This window comes from Mycobacterium montefiorense, assembly GCF_025823255.1.
Classification (GTDB): domain Bacteria; phylum Actinomycetota; class Actinomycetes; order Mycobacteriales; family Mycobacteriaceae; genus Mycobacterium; species Mycobacterium montefiorense.
In genome coordinates, this window is the sequence record NZ_JACKVL010000017.1 from 861,652 (window position 1) to 879,376 (window position 17,725).

Genomic DNA, 17,725 nt, shown 5'->3' on the forward strand with positions numbered 1-17,725 from the left:
TCCTCAGTCTCCCTGCAGGATGAGCGTCGTCTGCTCGGAAAGGATTCCGCCATTGCCCGACACGAAAGCACGGTTGCAGTCCGCAACCTGTGCCGCGCCGGCACGTCCCATGATCTGGCGGGTGGCATCGCAGACGTGGTGCATGCCGCCGGCCAATCCCGCTTGGCCGAAGCCGAGCTGACCGCCGGCGGTGTTGAGCGGGAAATCGCCCCGGAAGGTCAGGTCGTGGTTCGCGACGAACCCCATCCCGGTGCCCTTTTCGCAGAAGCCCGCGTCCTCCAGCGACAGCAGCACGGTGATTGTGTAGCAGTCGTAGATCGACACCATGTCCATCTGCGCGCGGGTCAAATCCGTCATAGCGAAGGCGGTGTCGGCGGCCGCCGCGATCGGAGTCGACAGCAGGTCCTCGGCATAGGTGGGTGTCTTGAACGGCACGTGTTCGCCAAATCCCTTGATCCACACCGGGCGATTGCGCGAATGCATGGCGATGTCGGCGTTGGCGACGACGACCGCGGCGCCCCCGACGCAGGGCATGACGATCTCGAGCATGTGCAGCGGGTCGGCGATCACCGGGCTGGCAAGTACGTCCTCGACGGACAGTGGCTTGTCCTTCCAGATCGCACCGTCGGTGTGATTGGCATTGGTGCGGGTATCGACGACGATCTTGGCCATCGCCCGCTCGTCGTATCCGTAGATCGCCGCATAACGCTGAGCCACCTGGCCGTACGGCCCGTTCTGGCCGAGGTTTCCGTAGGGGATCTCGAATTCTGCTTGCGGAGAGCCATATTGGTTGCTTGACGAGCCGAAGAACATCGCGTCGACCATCGGTCTGGGCTTCCGTTTGGACGACGGCGTGATGTAGCGCGCCGGCAGTGCACACAGCACGGCATCACAGATGCCGAGTTCGACCGCAGCCGCAGCGCGCCACACCATGGCGGCGGCGCTGGCTCCGCCGAGATCCACGTGCTCGGCGAATCGTGCTCCTACGCCGAGGTATTCGGCAATTGTGGAGGGGACGAAGATCTCCGACTCGGCAAGATGGGAGGCGACGATCCCGTTGACCACGTCCCCCGACAGTCCCGCATCGTCGAGTGCCGCGGCGGATAGTTCCGCCCATTGCTCGAGGACGAAGGGTGCGGGTGAGGCCTTGTTCAGCCGCTCAGGTGGCAGCTCGACATACCCGACGATCGCGGCTTCGCCACGTAATCCCATGCCGTGTCCTTATTTCCGTGGTAAACCGAGGATCATCTGCGCGATGATGTTCAGCTGAATCTCCCGTGTCCCGCCACCGATCAACTCGGCCGGCAGATGCAGATAGGGCTCCACGACCGCGGCGTCGGGGTCATCGACCATCGCCACCTGACCGGTCAGCTGGAGTGTGGCCTGGAAGGTTCGCCGCAGCAGCACGTTCATCGCTACCTTCGCGATGCTCGACGCCGGACCGGATGCCTGCCCGTCGAGCAATCGAATGGTTTCCCGCACTCCGAGCGCCCTGATCGCGTTGGTGTAGGCGTCGAGCTCGCCCAGCTCGCGCAGCGCGTCGTCACGATCGGGTCCGGGTTGCGCCGCCAGCTGACGGATCGCGACCGCGCGGTCGAACTTTACGTATCCGCTGATGGCCGAACGCTCTTCGGCCATGGTCGCGATCGCCAGGCTCCAGCCGTCGGTGGGGCCGCCCAGCAGCATCTCGTCGGGGATGAAGACGTCGTTAAGGAAGACCTCGTTGAAATGCGCCTGACCGGTCGCCGTCTTGATCGGCTGGATCTCGATGCCGGGCGATCGCATGTCGACGATGAAGTAACCGATGCCGCGGTGTTTGCTGGCTTCGGGGTCGGTGCGGGCCAGCAACGCACCCAGGTCGGCATACTGCGCCAACGACGTCCAGATCTTGTGACCGTTGATCCGCCAGCCACCGTCGACCTTGGTCGCCCTGGTGGCCAGCGACGCGAGGTCCGAGCCGGCTCCCGGCTCACTGAAAAGCTGGCACCAATGGATGTCCCCGCGCTGCGTCGGCGGAATCAGTGCCTCCTGCAACCCTTTTGGCGCGGCTGCCAGCACCGAGGGCAGGATCCACTCGGCGATGTTCAGCGACAGCCGAACCAGCGCGGGTCGCTTGGCGAACTCCTCGTCGATGATGAGCTGTTTCAACGGACCCGCATCGACGCCCCACGGCGCCGGCCAGTGCGGCGCCATCAGACCGGCGTCGGCGATCAACGTGCGCTGCGGCCCGGAGGCTTGGTCCGGATAGTCGCCGTGCGGTGCGGGCGTGTCATTGCGCAGCTGCAGGGCCGCATCCAGTTTTTCGGCGACCCAGGAACGGAATTCCGCCTCGGCGTCGCCGAGATTCACCGACATGTCGCGCGTCTGGGTGCACGTCATCTCGCCCAGCCGCCGCGCCCAGCGATTCGCCGGACCGATCGAACCCGCCAGGCTGATAGCCCGCCGCCAGTACAGATGCACGTCGTGTTCCCAAGTGAAGCCGATGGCGCCGAGCATCGTCAGGGCGTCGAGCACCAGGTCCGGGATCGGCGAGACCGCGATCGCCGCCGCCCCGGCCGCGGCGAGGCGATGCTGATCGATCGATTCGTCGACCGCCCGTACCGCATCCCAGGCCGCCGCGGTGGCCAACTCGCTGTTGACCAACAGCATCGCCGCACTGTGCTGCAGAGCCTGGAAGGTCCCGATCACCTTGCCGAACTGCTCTCGCGTGCGCAGGTGTGCGGTGACCACGTCGACGCACCACTGTGCGATGCCGGCCGTCGTGCTGGCCACCAGACTCACCACGACACATGCCGCACGGTCCGGGTCTATTCCGGTGAGAATGCCAGACTCGTCCGCGAGATGGTCGGTGAGCCGCAGTGTTCCGGCGTCGGCTACCAGGTCCGTGCCATGGACGGATTCAACCACGGCAGTGGGTGATCCGGTGTCCACCGGCACCCAGATGATCTCGCCACCATCGGCGCGAGCACCGACCAGGATGGCCCCGGCCGCGCAGGCGCCAGCGGTGACCTTCGAGCTGCCCGTGACCAGAAAACGCTGACCGTCACGGCGTGCGTGGAAGTCTGCGTCGCCGGGTAGAACGACCGCGGCGGGCACCCCGGACGCCAGCTCTCGCAGCAGTGACTCGGCGATCGGTGTCGGATCAGCCAGCAGCGCAACGGCTCCGGTGATCACGGTCGGAAGTAGCGGTCCCGGCAGCAGCGCTTTGGCCGCCGCCTCGAGCACGCATGCGGCATCTATCAGCCGACCACCCTGGCCGCCGAGGCGTTCGGGCAGATGGACTGCATGAAAGCCGTTGGTGACCAACGCATCCCACCATTTGGGGAGCTGACCGATGGCCAGGGCATCGAAGTCTTCGCGTGTTGCGGCGATCGGGGCGTGGCGGCCGGCGAACTGTCTGACGGCTTCGCTGAGATCCTGCTGCTCGGGCGTCAACCCCAGCGTCATGACCGGGGCCGCGCTGTGGCGAACATGGGCTTCGGCCGCACCGGCTGATATCCTTCCATCGTTACAAGACGAACCGTCTCGTCTTGTGGAAGATTACCGGGGCGGGTCGAGCTATGTAAAGCGACCCCGGTCCCCGCTGCCAGCGGCGACGACGGCGAGGGACCACAGAGACGAGGATCACCAGATGCCAACCGATCTCACCCACGCGAGCACGCCGCGGCGGCGCAGCGAGAAGTCGCGTACGGCGATCGTCACCGCCACCCGCGAACTGCTTCTCGAGCGCGGATTCGACGGGTTGACGATCGAGGCGGTCGCGGCACGTGCCGGCGTGGGAAAACAGACGATTTACCGGTGGTGGCCCAGCCGCCCCGCCCTCGTCGCCGACGTCATGCTCGAAGACGCCGACAAGATTCTCGCGTCGGTCGATCACACCGACGACCTGGCCGCCGACTTACTGGGGTGGGTAGGCAAGCTCACCGCAACCCTGACCACGGAGCGCGGCTCGGCGATGCTGCGAACGTTGACTGTCGCCGGCATGGAGCACGAGGAGACCGCGGTCAAGTTGCGTGCCGGATTTAGTTTGCCGCTGCATGACAGTGTCCGCACCAGGCTGCTGGCCGACGGCATCGACTCGGACACCGCCGAGTCGGCGGCCGATGCGATTGTCGGTGGCGTGGTCTATCCGATCCTGTCGAACGCGCGGCAGTATTCGCGTCGGCGTGCCGAATTGACCACGCAAATCATCGTCAAGTCCTTGAAGCGCAAGCGCTAACGCAGCGGCTTGACCGCTTCGGATTTCGGCTCACACACGGCCTATGGTCCGCGAACAATAGGCGAGGCATCTCCGCGGGGTGCCCGCGAAATTAACGGCTCCGCAAAACACTACCCACCAGTGCCCCCTGGGTTCCCAAAGTGGCTGGGCTACAGCATCATCAATCCGGATATCGCGCATCACGAATTCGGATTGGACCTCGTTCCGGGCGGATGTAAAGATCCGTTCAGTACCTCGACCGGACGACAATCCAGGAGCCCAGCAATGGATCTGTCTATTGAGCGAGTGTGGAACTCGCAAACTGCTTCGCCGAACCCACCGAGCAGCTGTGTCGTGGGTTACCTAGTTACCCAGGGTGGTAGCCGCGCGGCTACCCGAAACCTCGCGCCAACGAATTAGGCTCCGGCTTATGACAACCGGCCGAGTCCGTGGGGGAATGAGCGAGGGCGTCTGTCGCATCAGTTGGACATGAACGGTGAGGTTCTTGGCCGCCGGCGCGCGCGGCGACTATGCCACCGCTTCGCGCGTGTCGGCGTTGAAACGTCGCCGGACCGACTCAGGGCGATGCTGGCCGGTGCACCTTGTCTAGCAAGGGAAGAGGCGGACGTCCGGTTCGCGTTGATCGCGGCCGAAATTGACCGTGAAGCCCGTAGCGCGAAGTACAAGCAGATGCGGCGCGAGGGCGCGCGATCGCTGCTGATCGCAGGCATGACCTTGCTCGCACTCAACTTCCTCCTCTGCGCGGCTTATGCCCTACTGAATCTGGCCCAACAGTCGTCGCCGTACTGATTCGGGCGACGTCTTCCGTTGCGGCGCTTCACCATAGAACGAGATCGCCGAGCTGTCGGCTCGGTTCCGACCGTGACCAAGTCCGGCGGCCTGTATACGACTGCGGCGCAATACTTCCTGCTGCAAAGAAATTCGCCGCATTACGGGCATGACGACGCCCGTGTGATTGGGACGGCCAAACTCGGCGCATGTCCAACCATTGCAAGACGCCATAGCCGCATCATCGCACCGTGTCCAACGAGCGAGCCAGTGCTCGAGATAGTGCGACGACGTCGAACACAGCTGGGCTAGACAATCCCGAATCCTGCCCGGGGCAGCCCTTAAACCCTCGGAGTCGTAGCCGGGCGAATCGATCTGATTAGTAATGAATCCAATCATAAATCGCATTTGACTTGTTCGGCTGTCGATCTACGATTTAGCCCAAGTATCCACTCCATAAGGGACGTACCTCAGGACTACGCCAATGAAATGCAGTGCGGAAGTGTTTTCACACGATTGATTTCGTAGCGGCTAGACGAAATTATCAATGCGAGTGAGGGGGCTAACCGAAAATGGACTACGCGATGTTGCCGCCTGAAATTAATTCATCTCGAATTTACAGCGGGCCGGGGTGCGGCTGCTTGCTGACGGCCGCCTGTAGCTGGGACGAAATTGCGGCCGAACTCAGGGTGGCGGCCGATGCCTACGAATCGGTGACGCTGAACCTTGTCGGGATGCACTGGCGGGGCGCTGCATCGGCATCCATGCTTCATGCCGCAAGTACTTTCGCGAGTTGGCTGGCGATGGCGGCTGACCAGGCCGCACACTCTGCCTGCCAAGCCAAGGCGGCGGCCGCAGCATACGAGCTTGCGCGCGCTGCGAGTGTCGCCCCCCCGTTGATAGCGGCTAATCGTCAGCATCTGGTGCTGCTCAACGGAACTAACATTTTCGGCCAAAACATGCCTGCTATTGCCGTTGCCGAGACAGAATATGCCGAGATGTGGGCGTGTGATGCCGAAGCTATGTATACCTACGCGGGTGCTTCGTCATTAGCAGCTAGGCTGGATCCCTTTGTTCCACCGCAACAGACAACTAATCGCGATGGAAGTTCTGCGCAAGAGAACGCGGTTGCTCGCGCAGCCAGTTCACAAGAACCGAAGTCTCAAATGTTAATAGTGCGGGCTCTGCAGAAACTTGCGGCACCCCAGGCGCCTTCGGCTCGCGACCCTCTTGATTTTGCGCGATTCGGCTACAACACGATATCCGCGAATAACGACGCCTCCTCGTTGGCCTCAAACTTGATGAACCCGTTTATTAATTTTGGTCAATTGGGTAATGCTGTAAAGCCTGCCGCCGCGGTCGCCGCGAATGGCCCAGCCGCGGCGCCCGGCATGGTAGGTGCACCAACTCTCAGCTCAGCATCGTCAACCGCGGTGCAGGCTGGCGTCGGCCACGCCGCAAAGGTTGGGCATCTGGCTGTCCCGCCGTCATGGACGACACTTACCGGCGGCGCCCGATCAGCTTCGATGTCGGGAACCACGATGGCCGTAGTGCCCGGTACCGAGACCTGGCACTCGCCGGTTCCTTGCACGCCTGGTACCTACGCAAAGCGAGGTGCATCGGTGGAACCGCGCTACGGCAAACGAAGTACCGTGATGCCAAGCGCGCCGTGGTGATGCAATCCTCAAGAGCTACAACGCCCGTCAAAGACGCAAGCCCTACCCTGCCACCGCGGGCCGTCCCCGACAACATCGGTACCGACACCGGACGACCTCGCGTTATCCTCAGGTTAACCGGTCCCGGTGATCATGGGCCGGTCTATCGCCGGGTCTCCGATCCGAGATTCATTCAAGCCATGACTGCCCAAAGTACCGAGAAGTTCGACGAATCGTTGTGCTGCGGGAGCCAGCCGACGCCCTTTCAACCACACTGCACCGACTTCTCGGTACGCTTTTCGGCTGCAGATGGGTACTTCAACGATGCCTGGGACAGGCTGGGATGCGCGGGGTAACACCGCAATTCCCAGCCCCGCACGAGTGAACCCGCGCAGGATAGCGATTTCTTGTCCTTCGAAGGCTATAGTCGGCCGGAAATTTGCCTCGGCACACAGACTCTCAAACACCTGCCGCAAGCCAAACGATGTTGTCAACGCTACGAATCCCTCTGTACTAAGTTCTTCCATCCTGACAGACGATCTCGGAGCAAGGCGGTGGGTATCGGGAACGACGAGATATAACTGCTCGACATCAAGCACCACGCCTTCAAGGCAGGTGTCGTCAGGAAGCGGCGCCACCAGTGCGACGTCAATTACTTGTTTATGCATCAGCGCAATGATTTCGTTGTCCGACCCTTGCTGAAGTCCGAATGAAATATCCGGGTATTTCGCATTGAAAGCCTCGATCAGAAAGGGCACCTCTTGGAGCCCACGGCTCTGAAGAAATCCCAGATTGACCCGCCCGCGGTCGGGGTCGAGAGCGTGAGCAACGTCAAGGCGGGCGCGGTGCAGGCTCGCTAGCGCACCCCGAGCGCTGGGCAGTAGTGCGTGCCCCGCCGAAGTGACGATGAGTCCGCGGCCCGATTGCTGGACAAGGGGCGTGCCGACGGCTTCGCCGACGCGGCGCATGACTGCCGAGACCGTCGGCTGCGGAATGCCGAGCCTTCGAGCGGCGCGAGTGATGTGCTGCTCTTCCAAAACCGCGACCACGATCCTCAGTTGGGGCGCGAATGCACTCCACCAATCGGCATCTGAATCGATCATATGTACCTTCGTGATTGAAGCTGGTCGCGCGCGACCGCGAACTGTTGTGGCTTCAGCCAGTCGATCGACTGTTCGCTCCGCATCAAGTCGTTCGAATGAACGCCTTGCACATGAGTTTGGTGGGTAGTGCGCGGCGATTCGGTCCGCTCATCTCTCGGCGGCGCCTGCACACCTACATCAGTAGAACCGCTATCCACTAGCCGAGGATGCCATCCCCACAGGGACTTCGTCGGCCGTACGCATAGGTTGCGACGCGACTCATACAATGCGCATAATCAGATGGGCAGCCTCGGCGTGGGTTTAGCGACCGCCAGATGTCGAGCGGGCTGTCGTGTCATTTCTTGTGCTGAATCTAATGGGCTTAATTAGAATTCTTTGTGCCGGGATGCGCCGCCATATGGAATGAATATGCTGCGTGGTGTGATCGAGTCAGATTCCGATTGGTCGGCGCTTTTGGCGCCACACCTTCGCATTGCGGTCGCTGTCCTGGAGGAGCAGCACATCACCCGTGCTGCCCAAAAGCTCGGGGTCCCGCAGCCCACAGTCACTGCGGCCATACGTCGCCTGGCGGCGGCGACCGGTGCACCGCTGGTAAAGCAGTCCGGTCGCGGAATTGTCAGCACCGCAGCTGGGCAAGCATTTCTGCCCGGCGCTCGAGAAGCGTTGGCATTCCTACGAAACGCCCGATTGGAGCTGAGCGAGGTCATCGATCCCGACCGGGGCCGCGTCAGCCTCGGATTCGTAACCAGCCGCGGCGGAACCGACGTTCCAATCCTCATTGCCGCGTTCCTCGCAGCGTATCCCGACATCTCTTTCCGCCTTCAGCAGGGATCCGCCGATGCACTCCTTGACGCAATGGGTCACGGACTAATCGACGTAGCGATCCTGGCCCCGATTCCTGACGGCGCAAACTTTGGTGCCGTAGCTCTTGACACTGAGCGTCTGTATCTGGCGGTGGGGGCGGGACACCATTTGGCCGACCGAGATCATGTCGATCTGCGCGAGGTTGAGTCAGAGTCCTTCGTAGCGCTGACCGAAGGCACCGGCTTGCGCCAAGTCTTCGATCTTCTCTGTCACACGGCAGGTTTCGTTCCCCGCCTGATGTACGAGGGACAGGAGATTGCGACTCTGCGCGGTCTAGTCCGAGCGAAGCTGGGTGTCGCGGTGTTACCGCCGGATTCACATTGTTCTGAGGGCATTGTCGAGATTCCTATTACATCACCCCTGGCCAGTCGCGAAGTTGTAGCGGTTTGGATCAAGGATCGCCAATTATCCCCTGCGGCAGCGCGTTTCATTGAATTCCTGCAGACCTCTGGCGCTCAGGTGTTGTCGGAGTCGCTGTAAGACCGGACACAGCAACCGGAATCCCGTCAACACCCGGACGGATTACGGACCAATTACCATGCGGGGCAAATAGATTGGCGTAACAATTGCGACTCCGCTGCACTCCGCAGCGCATCGTCGAGGTGATCCAGATCGGCCGCCGCTGCCACCAGCTCGGCAAAGGGATAGCGGTCGTGGTGAGCGGCCAGGAAATCGACGGCAGCCCGCAGATGCAGGGGCCGGTAATTGTGCACTCCAGTGATCGTCGTGAGATTGCGAACGAGATGCTCGGGGTCGACCGAAACGGGCCGACTGGCGGCCACCGATCCCGCGAGAACGGCCCGGCCGCCGACATCCAGGCTGGCGAGGCACGCCTGGACCGCAACCGGGCTGCCAGACAGTTCCAGCGCCACGTCGACCGGAGGCACCTCGTCGGCATCACCGACAACGAGGTCGGCGCCGAAGCTGTACGCCGCCTCCTGCCGGACCGGGTCGGGATCGCATACCGCAACCCAGGCCCCCAGGGCGTCTGCCATCGCGGCCGCGGTGACTCCCAACATGCCCGCGCCGGTGATCAGGATCCGGGTGGGATCACGGTGCCGATCGAGTTCGGCCGCGTCGAGCACTGCCGCAACTGTCGCCGTGGCACACGACGCGGGTGCGGCCACCGTGTCCGGCACGCTGTCGGGTACCTCGACGATTGTGGTGCCCGGCAACAGGACACAGTGGCTGGCGAACCCGCCGTTGAGCGGCCAGGCACTATCAAGCGCCTCGTGACCGTACTTCTTGAGATGCAGACACTTCTGTTCCAGACCCCACACGCAATTGCGGCATCGTCCGCAGGACGCTGTAATGGACCACACCACCCGGTCGCCGATCGCCACCTCGACGTCGTTCTGGTAGCGGGGACGTGAGCCGGATCCGACTGCCACCACCCGGCCGACCTGTTCATGGCCGAGGATGCCCGGATGTGGAGCGTCCCTGCGGCCATGCACGGTGTGCAGGTCGCTACCGCAGATGGTGACCAGATCGATCGCGACCAGGACCCGGCCCGGACCGGGGTCGGTCGCCGCGCTGGTCGAGACCACCGTGATCGGCTGCCCTACCCCATCCCAGCGGGCGTACCGCGCTCCGACGGAGCCATTGAGCGCCGTCATGCCAACACCGGCCGTGCACCCGGCGGCGCAATGAGGTCGCCCGCGTGGCGTTTCCGCGTATCGGAATCGATGTCGACAGTGTCCAGCGCAGCCAAGAATCCCACCCCGGTGGTGTTCAGCGTGGCCATCGCGACACCGCCTGGTTATGGGTGTCGATGCAGGCGGCCAGTTCGGCGACGGAGTCCAGGACGTGGGTATGCGGCACGGTGGCAAAGTCAGCGTCGCTGTGTGCCCCGGTGCGGACTCCGGCGACGATCGCCGCGCCGGCACGGCTACCCGCCCACAGGTCGCTCGTTGTGTCGCCGGCGACCGCGATCTGATCGACGGCTTCAATGCCGGTGCGCAGCAAAGCCGTAAGCACCATGTCCGGGTAGGGACGTCCGCGGCCCGCATCCACCGGTGACAGCGCCATTGTGATCAAGTCGCCCCACCCCAGGGCGGCGATGATGTGGTCGCGGGTGGCCGGGGCGAAGCCCGTCGTGAGCACGACGGCACAACCTGATCCGCGCAGCTTTTCGATGGTCTCGGCGGCCTGCGGAATCGGCGCCAGCCGATTGTTCTGGACGGCTTCGGCGTACGCCGCTTCAAACGCACTGTTCGCCGCATCGGCGCGGTGCAGATCGCCGTCGAAGATCGCCTGGAACACGTCGATTTTCGACTGACCCATCGTCTCGTGCACATAGCGGATGGCCGCGTAATAGTCAGGGCTGCCGGCCGACAATCCCGATGCCGACAGGGACGCGTCGAAAGCATCCACGACAGCACCGTCGTCGAGCACTGTGGTACCCGCCATGTCGAGGCAGGCCAATCTGATCATGTCCGTCTCCTCCGAAGGGTTGCTGAAACGGTCTGGGTGACCCCTGGCGCGACGGCTTCGTGAAGGTGTACGACAGGTGAATGTTGACGGCCGATCTCGTCGTGGTTGTCCGAACAAGTCGGGGATCGTCGGGCTCTGGCAAAGCCGGGCGCCGTGGGGCGGTGTCGAATTGCGGTCCGCGTCAGCGCGAATGGTCGGCAATGAGTAGCTCCGCGGCCCGTTCGCCGATGATCACGCATGGCGCCATGGTATTGCCGCTGGTGATTCGCGGCATGATCGAGGCATCCGCGATACGCAGGTTCTCGATCCCGTAGACCCGCAGCGCTGCGTCGACGACGGCGTCGCGGGTACGGCCCATCTTCGCGGTGCCGCACGGGTGCCAATAACTGGTGGCGGCGTCGCGGACGAATTGGTCGCGTTCACAACCTTTGAGGCTGCCCGGCATGATCTCTCGGCTGACGAAGGGCGCCAGCGCGGGCGCGTTGGCGATTGCGCGGCTGAGCTGCACCGCGCAATTGGCGGCTTTGAAGTCATCGGGATCGCCGAAAGTGTTGGTATCGATACAGATTGGGCTATTAGGGTTCGGACCCGTCAGCCGCACGCGACCGCGACTTTTGGGATGCGCGACGCCGGCGACCATTGTCCACCCAGCGTCGGGCAAGCCGAACCGGGCGATGGTCTCGTCGGTTCCCAACGGCGCTTCGACTTGGCAGATGAACACGTCGGGAGCGTCAGAGCTGGACACCGTCCAGTACACCGTGGACTCGGCCATGTTGTTCTGCGGCGGCAGCGGCGTCCGGTCCTGCCACACGCAGTAGAGCGCGACGTGATCGTGCAGGTTGCGTCCTACACCCGGAAGATGCTGGCGTACTGGGATTCCCGAACTTCGCAGTTCTGCTTCGTCGCCGATGCCGGAATACATCAGCACCTTGGGCGTGTGCATCGTCCCCAATGAGAGCACGACTTCGCAATCCGCCCCGATGGCCAGAGTTGAACCACGGTAAGAGATCTCGACACCGGTCGCGCGGTTTGCGTCCAGCGTCACGCGGGTCACCAGCGCGTCGGTGAGCACCGTCAAGTTCGGACGGTCCATCACTGGGTACGTGTAGGAGCGGAAGACGGACTGCCGCTTGCCATTACGCAATCGGACATCGGCGATGGCCGCACCGCCCGGGCCCTCCATCATGCGGCCGTTCTGATTCTCGTACGTGGGAATACCGATCGACCGGGCCGCCTCCAGGGTGGCCGGTGCCAGTGGGCTCGGTTCGGGAGCGGGCTGCACGAAGACCGGGCCGCCGGTGCCGCGATGAAGCGGATCAGCGGGTCCGTGCCAGTCTTCGATGCGGCGATAAATCTCGAGCACCGCGTCGTACCCCCAGGCCGGGTCAGCAGCTTCGGCAGCGAAGAAGTCCCAGTCGAGTCGATGCCCACGGGCCCAAACCATCACGTTGACCGCGGATCCACCGCCCAGTACTGTGCCCATCGGCACCGCAACAGATCGCCCGTTGATTCTCGGATTCGGCGCCGCTCGGAAGGCCCAGTCCCGTTTGCTTCCCAAGTTGGTCGGCCACTGGCTTGCTTCCGTGACAGCCGGGACGGTGTCGCAGCCGCCCGCTTCCACCAACAGCACGCTGGCATCCAGATTCTCTGCCAATCGTCGAGCCACCACCGAGCCAGCGGAGCCGGCGCCGCAGACGATGAAGTCATAGCGCGGTTTCAGCGCAGCCCTGAGTTGTTGTTGATTGGCCCGAACGCGCTGCGAAAAGTTCGCTGCGTCTTGCGAATCGGTTGCGCGCTCCCCCGCTACGGTCATCGACCGCTCCTTTGCCAGACGTATGGGTCCAGCATTTCGCGCGTGACGAAGACCCGCCAGGCCGCGACGCTACTGGTAGCTGCGCGGTCAGTTACGTGCCGGCGATCACGGCGACGGTTGCGGGGCGATGAGGGTGGACAGCAATTGCAGCCTCTCCTCGGCCGTCGTGCCGGATTCGGCGTAATAGGTAACCAGCACCTGCTTGGTATCGGGAAGCACGAAGGTGCGGTAGCGCAGCTCCAGCAAGCCCACCTGCGGATGGTCGATCACGGCCGGGCCGCGGGTTTTCTGCTTGACCTCCTGGCGGGCCCACAGGGTGCAGAACCGTTGGCTGGCGATGCTGAGTTCACCGATCAGGGACTGCAGTTCGGGATCGGCGGCGCTCTCCTCAGCGATGTTGTAGCGCAGCCATGACGTCAGAATGCAGGTCACGTCGTCCCAGTTGCGGACCCAGTCGCGCAATCCGGGTTCCAGAAATACCGCCCGCATGTGGTTGATGCCCGGCGCGAAGTACGGCGACAGCGCACGCGCCATCGCGTTGGCGGCCAGGATCGTCATCTGCCGGTTCTGTATATATGCGGGGGTCTGGTGCCAATTGTCGATCAGGGTCTGCAGCCCGGGATCGAACTTCTCGGCCGGTGTGCCGCCGCGCCGTCGCCGGCGGGGCCCCGGGTGTGCCAGGTTACGCATGTATTGGGTGGCGTCGTCGTTGAGCTGTAGCGCGCTGGCCAAACCCTCGAGCACCTGATCGGAAGGCTGGCGTTCGCGACCTTGCTCGAGTCGCAGGTAGTACTCGGCGCTGATCCCGGCCAGCATCGCGACTTCCTCGCGGCGCAACCCCGCTACCCGGCGGCGCTCACCTTCTACCAGCCCGACGTCGGCGGGCTTCAGCAAATCGCGGCGAGCGCGCAGAAACGTCGCCAACGACTGCGTATCGTGCATATGGCGACGATAGCGCTAACACGTCCAGCATGGGTAACCCCGTTGCTACCAGGAAAGGTACTGACGGTACGCCCACCGCAGTCCGGGTGCGGTGGGCGATTCATCTTGCTGGCCAAGGGAATCCCGATCAGATGCCTCGCCTCAGGAGCCGATTTTTGTTTCACCCTGCCGCGCAGATCGCAACCTGTTGGGCCACAGTGCCATTCGATCGATCAGCCTGTCCCGCAGCACGAGCGTATGGAACAGCACCGCGCACATGTGCGCGGTAAACGCCGCGAACAGCAAAAAGGCGAAAACCCCGTGGCACTCCCGTAGTAGCGCGTACAGATCCAGGTTCACCGGCGCGATGCCGGGCAGCCGAACCGGCCCCACCAGGGTTACCGGGAGCCTGGCTGCCGACAGCGTGGCCCAGCCGATCACCGGCTGCACCAGAAGCAAGCCGTAAAGCGCGTATTCCGAACACGTCGCGATGCGCCGCTCGACGCGGCTCATGGTGGCCAAAAACGCCGGCGGCCGGTGCGTAAGCCGATTCGCCAGCCGCACAATCGCGAAAATCAGGATCGCCACACCCAACGGCCGGTGGATGGCTAATAGCAACGGGTAGTAGCTCAGCGACGCGATCATGATCACGCCAATGAGCAGCTGCGCGACGACCATTGGCGCCATCGTCCAGTGCAGAAGCCGGGACGCAAGGGTGAAACGTGTTGATGCGTCTGCGGTTTCGATCTTGCCGCCGGTCATGACAGCACCTGGCGGACGTTGACCTCGCTGGCCGACTTGGGTTCTTCGGCACGGCGGGTGAACGAGCGCGCGTAAACGGCCGACCGCGCAGCGAGCAGCGGGTCGTCGGACACGGTGATGCCGTCGGGCAGCACCGTCGGGTCGAAGTTGATGTCGCGAGCGTTGCCCGCTTCCTCGGTCTGCACCCCGGCGATGGTGATGGTGCCGGCGTCGATCGACCGCCGCGATTGCGGCCAGGGCCTGGTGGCATCGTTAGTCGGATCGCCCGGCTGGCCGATGGTCAGAACGAGCCGCCACGTCAGCGGCCGCTGCGCCACCGCGTGGATGAGGTCGTTGAACAAGTAGTCCTTGCCGACCGAAGCCGCCGGCGGGGCAGCTGCCTGCCCTGCGGTCTGCAGGGACACCAACGACCAGCGCACCGGCACAGTCGCGCCGGCGCTGTTGGTGAAGTAGAAGGCATTCAGACCGTGAAACGCGCTGTCCGCGAAGCCTGCGCTCGGCGGCGTCTGCTTGATGATTTTCAGTGCAGCAACCGTCTCGGGATGCCGGCCGAGGAATGCGGCCATCTGCTGCGGATCGGGTTTGCCGGTTGCGGCAACGGGTTTGGATGCGAGCAACCGCTCGTAGAAGCCTTCCGGAGTGCGATCGGTGAACACCGGAAAGCTCACCATCGCGGTGCGCCACTGCTGGCCGTTGGGAGTCTGGAAGACCAACCCCAGACCGCGGACCGTGTCAGGCTTGTCGCTCTGGTCGGGCAGACCCCCGCCCAGTGAAAACCGGCCGATCACCGGAACACTGCCCTGCTGGAAGACCGCTGCCCGGCAGATGGCCGCGCCTGCCCCCGTGCTCGCGAACGATCCCGTCGCGCTGAGCCCTTTGGCGTGATTACGCCGAAACCCATCGTGGCGGCCGAAGACGTGTTCGAAGCGATCGGCGAAGCGCGGTGGGGTCAAGTCGTCGGGCCGCAGCCATCCGCCCGCGTAGGCGAACCCGCCCACGTCCACGGCGGCGACGCCGGCCACCGCACCCATCCCCAAGAGCGCGCCGCGCCGGGTGAGTGCGCCGAAGCGGCGTTGAGGAGACTGTGTTTCGTGGGGCCGATCCTGCGGCTCGCGATCACGATCAGCGGGCTCCATGGCCCACCGTCCTTTCCGTTACTGCCGCGCAGCGTGGAACTAAGTCGCTGAAGGCAATTCAATCCATGGGCTGTTTTGGTGCGCAACTCTTAGGGGCTACCGCTGCACACAAGGCGGACCACGACGCGGCAAGAGGATTCGTTCAACTCTCACGAAGACCTTCACTATTTACGCTCCGAGGCGTAGCGTAATGGGCGGCCGAGGCCGGGTGCACCCCGGTCTCGCGTCCACCATCTCCGGCCAGCCAGCCCATGGCGACCCCGAAGAGACTCGGAGGAGACTCGTGTTCGATCTCAAGATCACCGGTGGAACCGTTGTCGACGGCACTGGCGCCGAGCGCTACCGCGCCGATATCGGCATCAAGGACGGCCAGATCGTCGATGTTGTCCGACGTGGTGCCGATGACCCCGAAATGGGTGGCGAGGCTGCTGAAACCATCGACGCAACAGGGCATGTGGTGGCCCCCGGTTTCGTGGACATCCACACCCACTACGACGGCCAGGTGAGCTGGGACAGTTTGCTCGAGCCTTCCAGCGGCCACGGCGTCACGACGATCGTGACCGGCAACTGCGGTGTCGGCTTCGCGCCGGTGCGGCCCGGCAGCGAGCAATGGCTGATCGAACTGATGGAGGGTGTGGAGGATATCCCCGGCACCGCGCTCACCGAGGGCATCGACTGGGCCTGGGAGACCTATCCCGAATACCTCGACGTAATCGGCAAGCACAAGTTCGCGATCGACGTGGGCAGCCAGGTCGCCCACGGCGCCATCCGCGCCTACGCGATGGGTGAGCGCGGGGCACGTAATGAGCCGGCCACCCCCGAGGACATCAAAGCGATGGGCCGACTGGTCACCGAGGCGATCGAAGCCGGCGCGCTCGGGTTCTCGACGTCGCGCACGATGGGGCACCGGGCGATGGACGGCGAGCCGGTGCCCGGCACGTTTGCCGCCGAAGACGAGCTGTTCGGTCTTGGCCGCGCGATGGCGGCCGGGGGCCAGGCGGTGTTCGAGCTGGCTCCGCAGGGATCCGCGGGCGAGGACATCGTTGCCCCGAAGAAGGAACTGGAATGGATGCGGCGGTTGAGCGGCGAGATCGACCGGCCAGTGTCGTTTGCTCTGATCCAGGTCGACGCCGATCCGAAATTGTGGCGCGAAATGCTGGACCTGTCCGCGGATGCGCACGCGGCGGGCAGCCGGCTGTACCCCCAGATCGCGGCGCGGCCGTTCGGCATGATGTTCGGGTTCCAGGGCCACAACGGCTTCAGCCACCGGCCCACCTTCCGCCGGCTGAAGGCGGAGTGCAGCCGCGAGGAGCTCGCGCAGCGGCTGGCCGACCCCGCAGTGAAGGCCGCGATCCTGTCCGATGAGGACCTGCCCGTCGATCCGAACCTGTTGTTCGACGGAATGTTCGCCTTGGTACAGCACTCCCTGAAACGGCTGTACGCGCTCGGCAACCCGCCGGACTACGAGCCCACCCCGGAGCGCACCGTCGCGGCCATCGCCAAAGCCCGCGGCGAAGACCCGCTGTCGACCCTGTACGACCTGATGCTCGAACAGGACGCGACCGCCATGTTGATGCTGCCGCTGTTCAACTACGCCGAGGGCAATCACGACGCGATCCGCGAGATGATGCTGCACCCCGCCGGCGTGCTCGGGCTGTCCGACGGCGGCGCCCACTGCGGGATGATCTGTGACGCTTCCTATCCCACCTTTCTGCTCACGCACTGGGCGCGTGACCGGCACCGCGGCGAGAAACTGTCGCTGGAGTACGTGATCCGCAAGCAATCGCGACACCGCTCACCTGTTCGGTCTCACCGATCGAGGCACCATCGAGCGGGGCAAGAAGGCCGACATCAACGTCATCGACATGAATGCGCTGACGCTGCACCCCGCGGCGATGGCGTTCGACCTGCCGGCCGGCGGCAACCGGATCCTGCAGGGCGCAAGCGGATACGCGGCGACCATCGTCAGCGGCACGGTGACCCGTCGCAAAGATATCGACACCGGAGCCCGCCCCGGCCGCCTGGTGCGCGGAGCGCGCTAGGGCTGCATC

The 17,725-nt window shown here is 64.0% G+C and carries 14 protein-coding genes and 2 pseudogenes; 6 read left to right on the top strand and 10 right to left on the bottom strand.

Features of this window, described 5'->3' with window-relative positions:
- Positions 1–3: 3 nt before the first annotated feature.
- Positions 4–1,212, bottom strand: a complete 1,209-nt coding sequence (locus H7K34_RS24010; protein WP_264064482.1) for a thiolase family protein — start codon at positions 1,210–1,212, stop codon at positions 4–6.
- Positions 1,213–1,221: 9 nt separating this feature from the next.
- Complete coding sequence (locus H7K34_RS24015) at positions 1,222–3,447, bottom strand: acyl-CoA dehydrogenase (RefSeq protein WP_264064483.1); 2,226 nt, start codon at positions 3,445–3,447, stop codon at positions 1,222–1,224.
- Positions 3,448–3,631: 184 nt separating this feature from the next.
- Between H7K34_RS24015 and H7K34_RS24020 the strand changes: the two genes are divergently transcribed.
- The 3 genes from H7K34_RS24020 (at position 3,632) to H7K34_RS24030 (ending at position 6,663) form a co-directional block, all read left to right on the top strand.
- Complete coding sequence (locus H7K34_RS24020) at positions 3,632–4,219, top strand: TetR/AcrR family transcriptional regulator (RefSeq protein WP_264064484.1); 588 nt, start codon at positions 3,632–3,634, stop codon at positions 4,217–4,219.
- Positions 4,220–4,687: 468 nt separating this feature from the next.
- Complete coding sequence (locus H7K34_RS24025) at positions 4,688–5,008, top strand: hypothetical protein (RefSeq protein ID WP_264064856.1); 321 nt, start codon at positions 4,688–4,690, stop codon at positions 5,006–5,008.
- A gap of 551 nt (positions 5,009–5,559) precedes the next feature.
- Positions 5,560–6,663: a PPE family protein gene (locus H7K34_RS24030; protein WP_264064485.1), complete on the top strand. Its 1,104-nt coding sequence runs from the start codon at positions 5,560–5,562 to the stop codon at positions 6,661–6,663.
- A 113-nt stretch (positions 6,664–6,776) separates the two neighbouring features.
- Here the strand turns inward: H7K34_RS24030 and H7K34_RS24035 are convergent, their stop codons facing one another.
- Positions 6,777–7,745, bottom strand: a complete 969-nt coding sequence (locus H7K34_RS24035; RefSeq protein ID WP_264064486.1) for a LysR family transcriptional regulator — start codon at positions 7,743–7,745, stop codon at positions 6,777–6,779.
- A gap of 408 nt (positions 7,746–8,153) precedes the next feature.
- Here H7K34_RS24035 and H7K34_RS27015 point away from each other — a divergent pair.
- Together H7K34_RS27015 and H7K34_RS24040 are read left to right on the top strand one after the other, a co-directional pair.
- Positions 8,154–8,369: pseudogene (locus H7K34_RS27015) on the top strand (helix-turn-helix domain-containing protein); the annotation flags it as partial.
- Between the two features lie 63 nt (positions 8,370–8,432).
- Positions 8,433–9,089, top strand: coding sequence for a LysR substrate-binding domain-containing protein (locus tag H7K34_RS24040; protein WP_264064487.1), 657 nt, complete (start codon positions 8,433–8,435; stop codon positions 9,087–9,089).
- A gap of 53 nt (positions 9,090–9,142) precedes the next feature.
- Here H7K34_RS24040 and H7K34_RS24045 read toward each other — a convergent pair whose 3' ends face one another.
- From H7K34_RS24045 to H7K34_RS24075, 7 genes are all read right to left on the bottom strand, one after another.
- Positions 9,143–10,225: a zinc-binding dehydrogenase gene (locus H7K34_RS24045; protein ID WP_264064488.1), complete on the bottom strand. Its 1,083-nt coding sequence runs from the start codon at positions 10,223–10,225 to the stop codon at positions 9,143–9,145.
- On the bottom strand, positions 10,222–10,353 hold the full coding sequence (locus H7K34_RS24050) for a hypothetical protein (protein ID WP_264064489.1): 132 nt from the start codon (positions 10,351–10,353) through the stop codon (positions 10,222–10,224). The genes H7K34_RS24045 and H7K34_RS24050 overlap by 4 nt, the downstream gene beginning before the upstream one ends.
- Positions 10,341–11,042, bottom strand: a complete 702-nt coding sequence (locus tag H7K34_RS24055; RefSeq protein WP_264064490.1) for an HAD family hydrolase — start codon at positions 11,040–11,042, stop codon at positions 10,341–10,343. Before H7K34_RS24055 ends, H7K34_RS24050 begins: the two co-directional genes overlap by 13 nt.
- Before the next feature lie 181 nt (positions 11,043–11,223).
- Positions 11,224–12,855 carry a GMC family oxidoreductase gene (locus H7K34_RS24060; protein WP_264064491.1) on the bottom strand — a complete coding sequence of 544 codons (1,632 nt, stop codon included), beginning with the start codon at positions 12,853–12,855 and terminating at the stop codon, positions 11,224–11,226.
- Between the two features lie 105 nt (positions 12,856–12,960).
- Entirely contained in the window at positions 12,961–13,797 is an 837-nt protein-coding gene (locus H7K34_RS24065; protein WP_264064492.1) for a helix-turn-helix domain-containing protein, read from the bottom strand.
- Between the two features lie 141 nt (positions 13,798–13,938).
- Positions 13,939–14,538 carry a cytochrome b gene (locus H7K34_RS24070; RefSeq protein ID WP_264064493.1) on the bottom strand — a complete coding sequence of 200 codons (600 nt, stop codon included), beginning with the start codon at positions 14,536–14,538 and terminating at the stop codon, positions 13,939–13,941.
- Positions 14,535–15,674, bottom strand: a complete 1,140-nt coding sequence (locus H7K34_RS24075) for a catalase family peroxidase (RefSeq protein ID WP_372510846.1) — start codon at positions 15,672–15,674, stop codon at positions 14,535–14,537. Before H7K34_RS24075 ends, H7K34_RS24070 begins: the two co-directional genes overlap by 4 nt.
- Before the next feature lie 283 nt (positions 15,675–15,957).
- Between H7K34_RS24075 and H7K34_RS24080 the strand changes: the two are divergent.
- Positions 15,958–17,716 (top strand): annotated as a pseudogene (locus H7K34_RS24080) (N-acyl-D-amino-acid deacylase family protein).
- Positions 17,717–17,725 lie beyond the last annotated feature (9 nt).

Excerpts from the sequence above, each read along its gene's own strand:
- H7K34_RS24060 (WP_264064491.1), bottom strand. The coding sequence starts at position 12,855 with ATGACCGTAGCGGGGGAGCGCGCAACCGATTCGCAAGACGCAGCGAAC.
- H7K34_RS24030 (WP_264064485.1), top strand. The coding sequence starts at position 5,560 with ATGGACTACGCGATGTTGCCGCCTGAAATTAATTCATCTCGAATTTAC.
- H7K34_RS24050 (WP_264064489.1), bottom strand. The coding sequence starts at position 10,353 with ATGGCCACGCTGAACACCACCGGGGTGGGATTCTTGGCTGCGCTGGAC.
- H7K34_RS24075 (WP_372510846.1), bottom strand. The coding sequence starts at position 15,674 with ATGGAGCCCGCTGATCGTGATCGCGAGCCGCAGGATCGGCCCCACGAA.
- H7K34_RS24065 (WP_264064492.1), bottom strand. The coding sequence starts at position 13,797 with ATGCACGATACGCAGTCGTTGGCGACGTTTCTGCGCGCTCGCCGCGAT.
- H7K34_RS24015 (WP_264064483.1), bottom strand. The coding sequence starts at position 3,447 with ATGACGCTGGGGTTGACGCCCGAGCAGCAGGATCTCAGCGAAGCCGTC.
- H7K34_RS24010 (WP_264064482.1), bottom strand. The coding sequence starts at position 1,212 with ATGGGATTACGTGGCGAAGCCGCGATCGTCGGGTATGTCGAGCTGCCA.
- H7K34_RS24055 (WP_264064490.1), bottom strand. The coding sequence starts at position 11,042 with ATGATCAGATTGGCCTGCCTCGACATGGCGGGTACCACAGTGCTCGAC.
- H7K34_RS24070 (WP_264064493.1), bottom strand. The coding sequence starts at position 14,538 with ATGACCGGCGGCAAGATCGAAACCGCAGACGCATCAACACGTTTCACC.
- H7K34_RS24035 (WP_264064486.1), bottom strand. The coding sequence starts at position 7,745 with ATGATCGATTCAGATGCCGATTGGTGGAGTGCATTCGCGCCCCAACTG.
- H7K34_RS24020 (WP_264064484.1), top strand. The coding sequence starts at position 3,632 with ATGCCAACCGATCTCACCCACGCGAGCACGCCGCGGCGGCGCAGCGAG.
- H7K34_RS24045 (WP_264064488.1), bottom strand. The coding sequence starts at position 10,225 with ATGACGGCGCTCAATGGCTCCGTCGGAGCGCGGTACGCCCGCTGGGAT.
- H7K34_RS24025 (WP_264064856.1), top strand. The coding sequence starts at position 4,688 with ATGAACGGTGAGGTTCTTGGCCGCCGGCGCGCGCGGCGACTATGCCAC.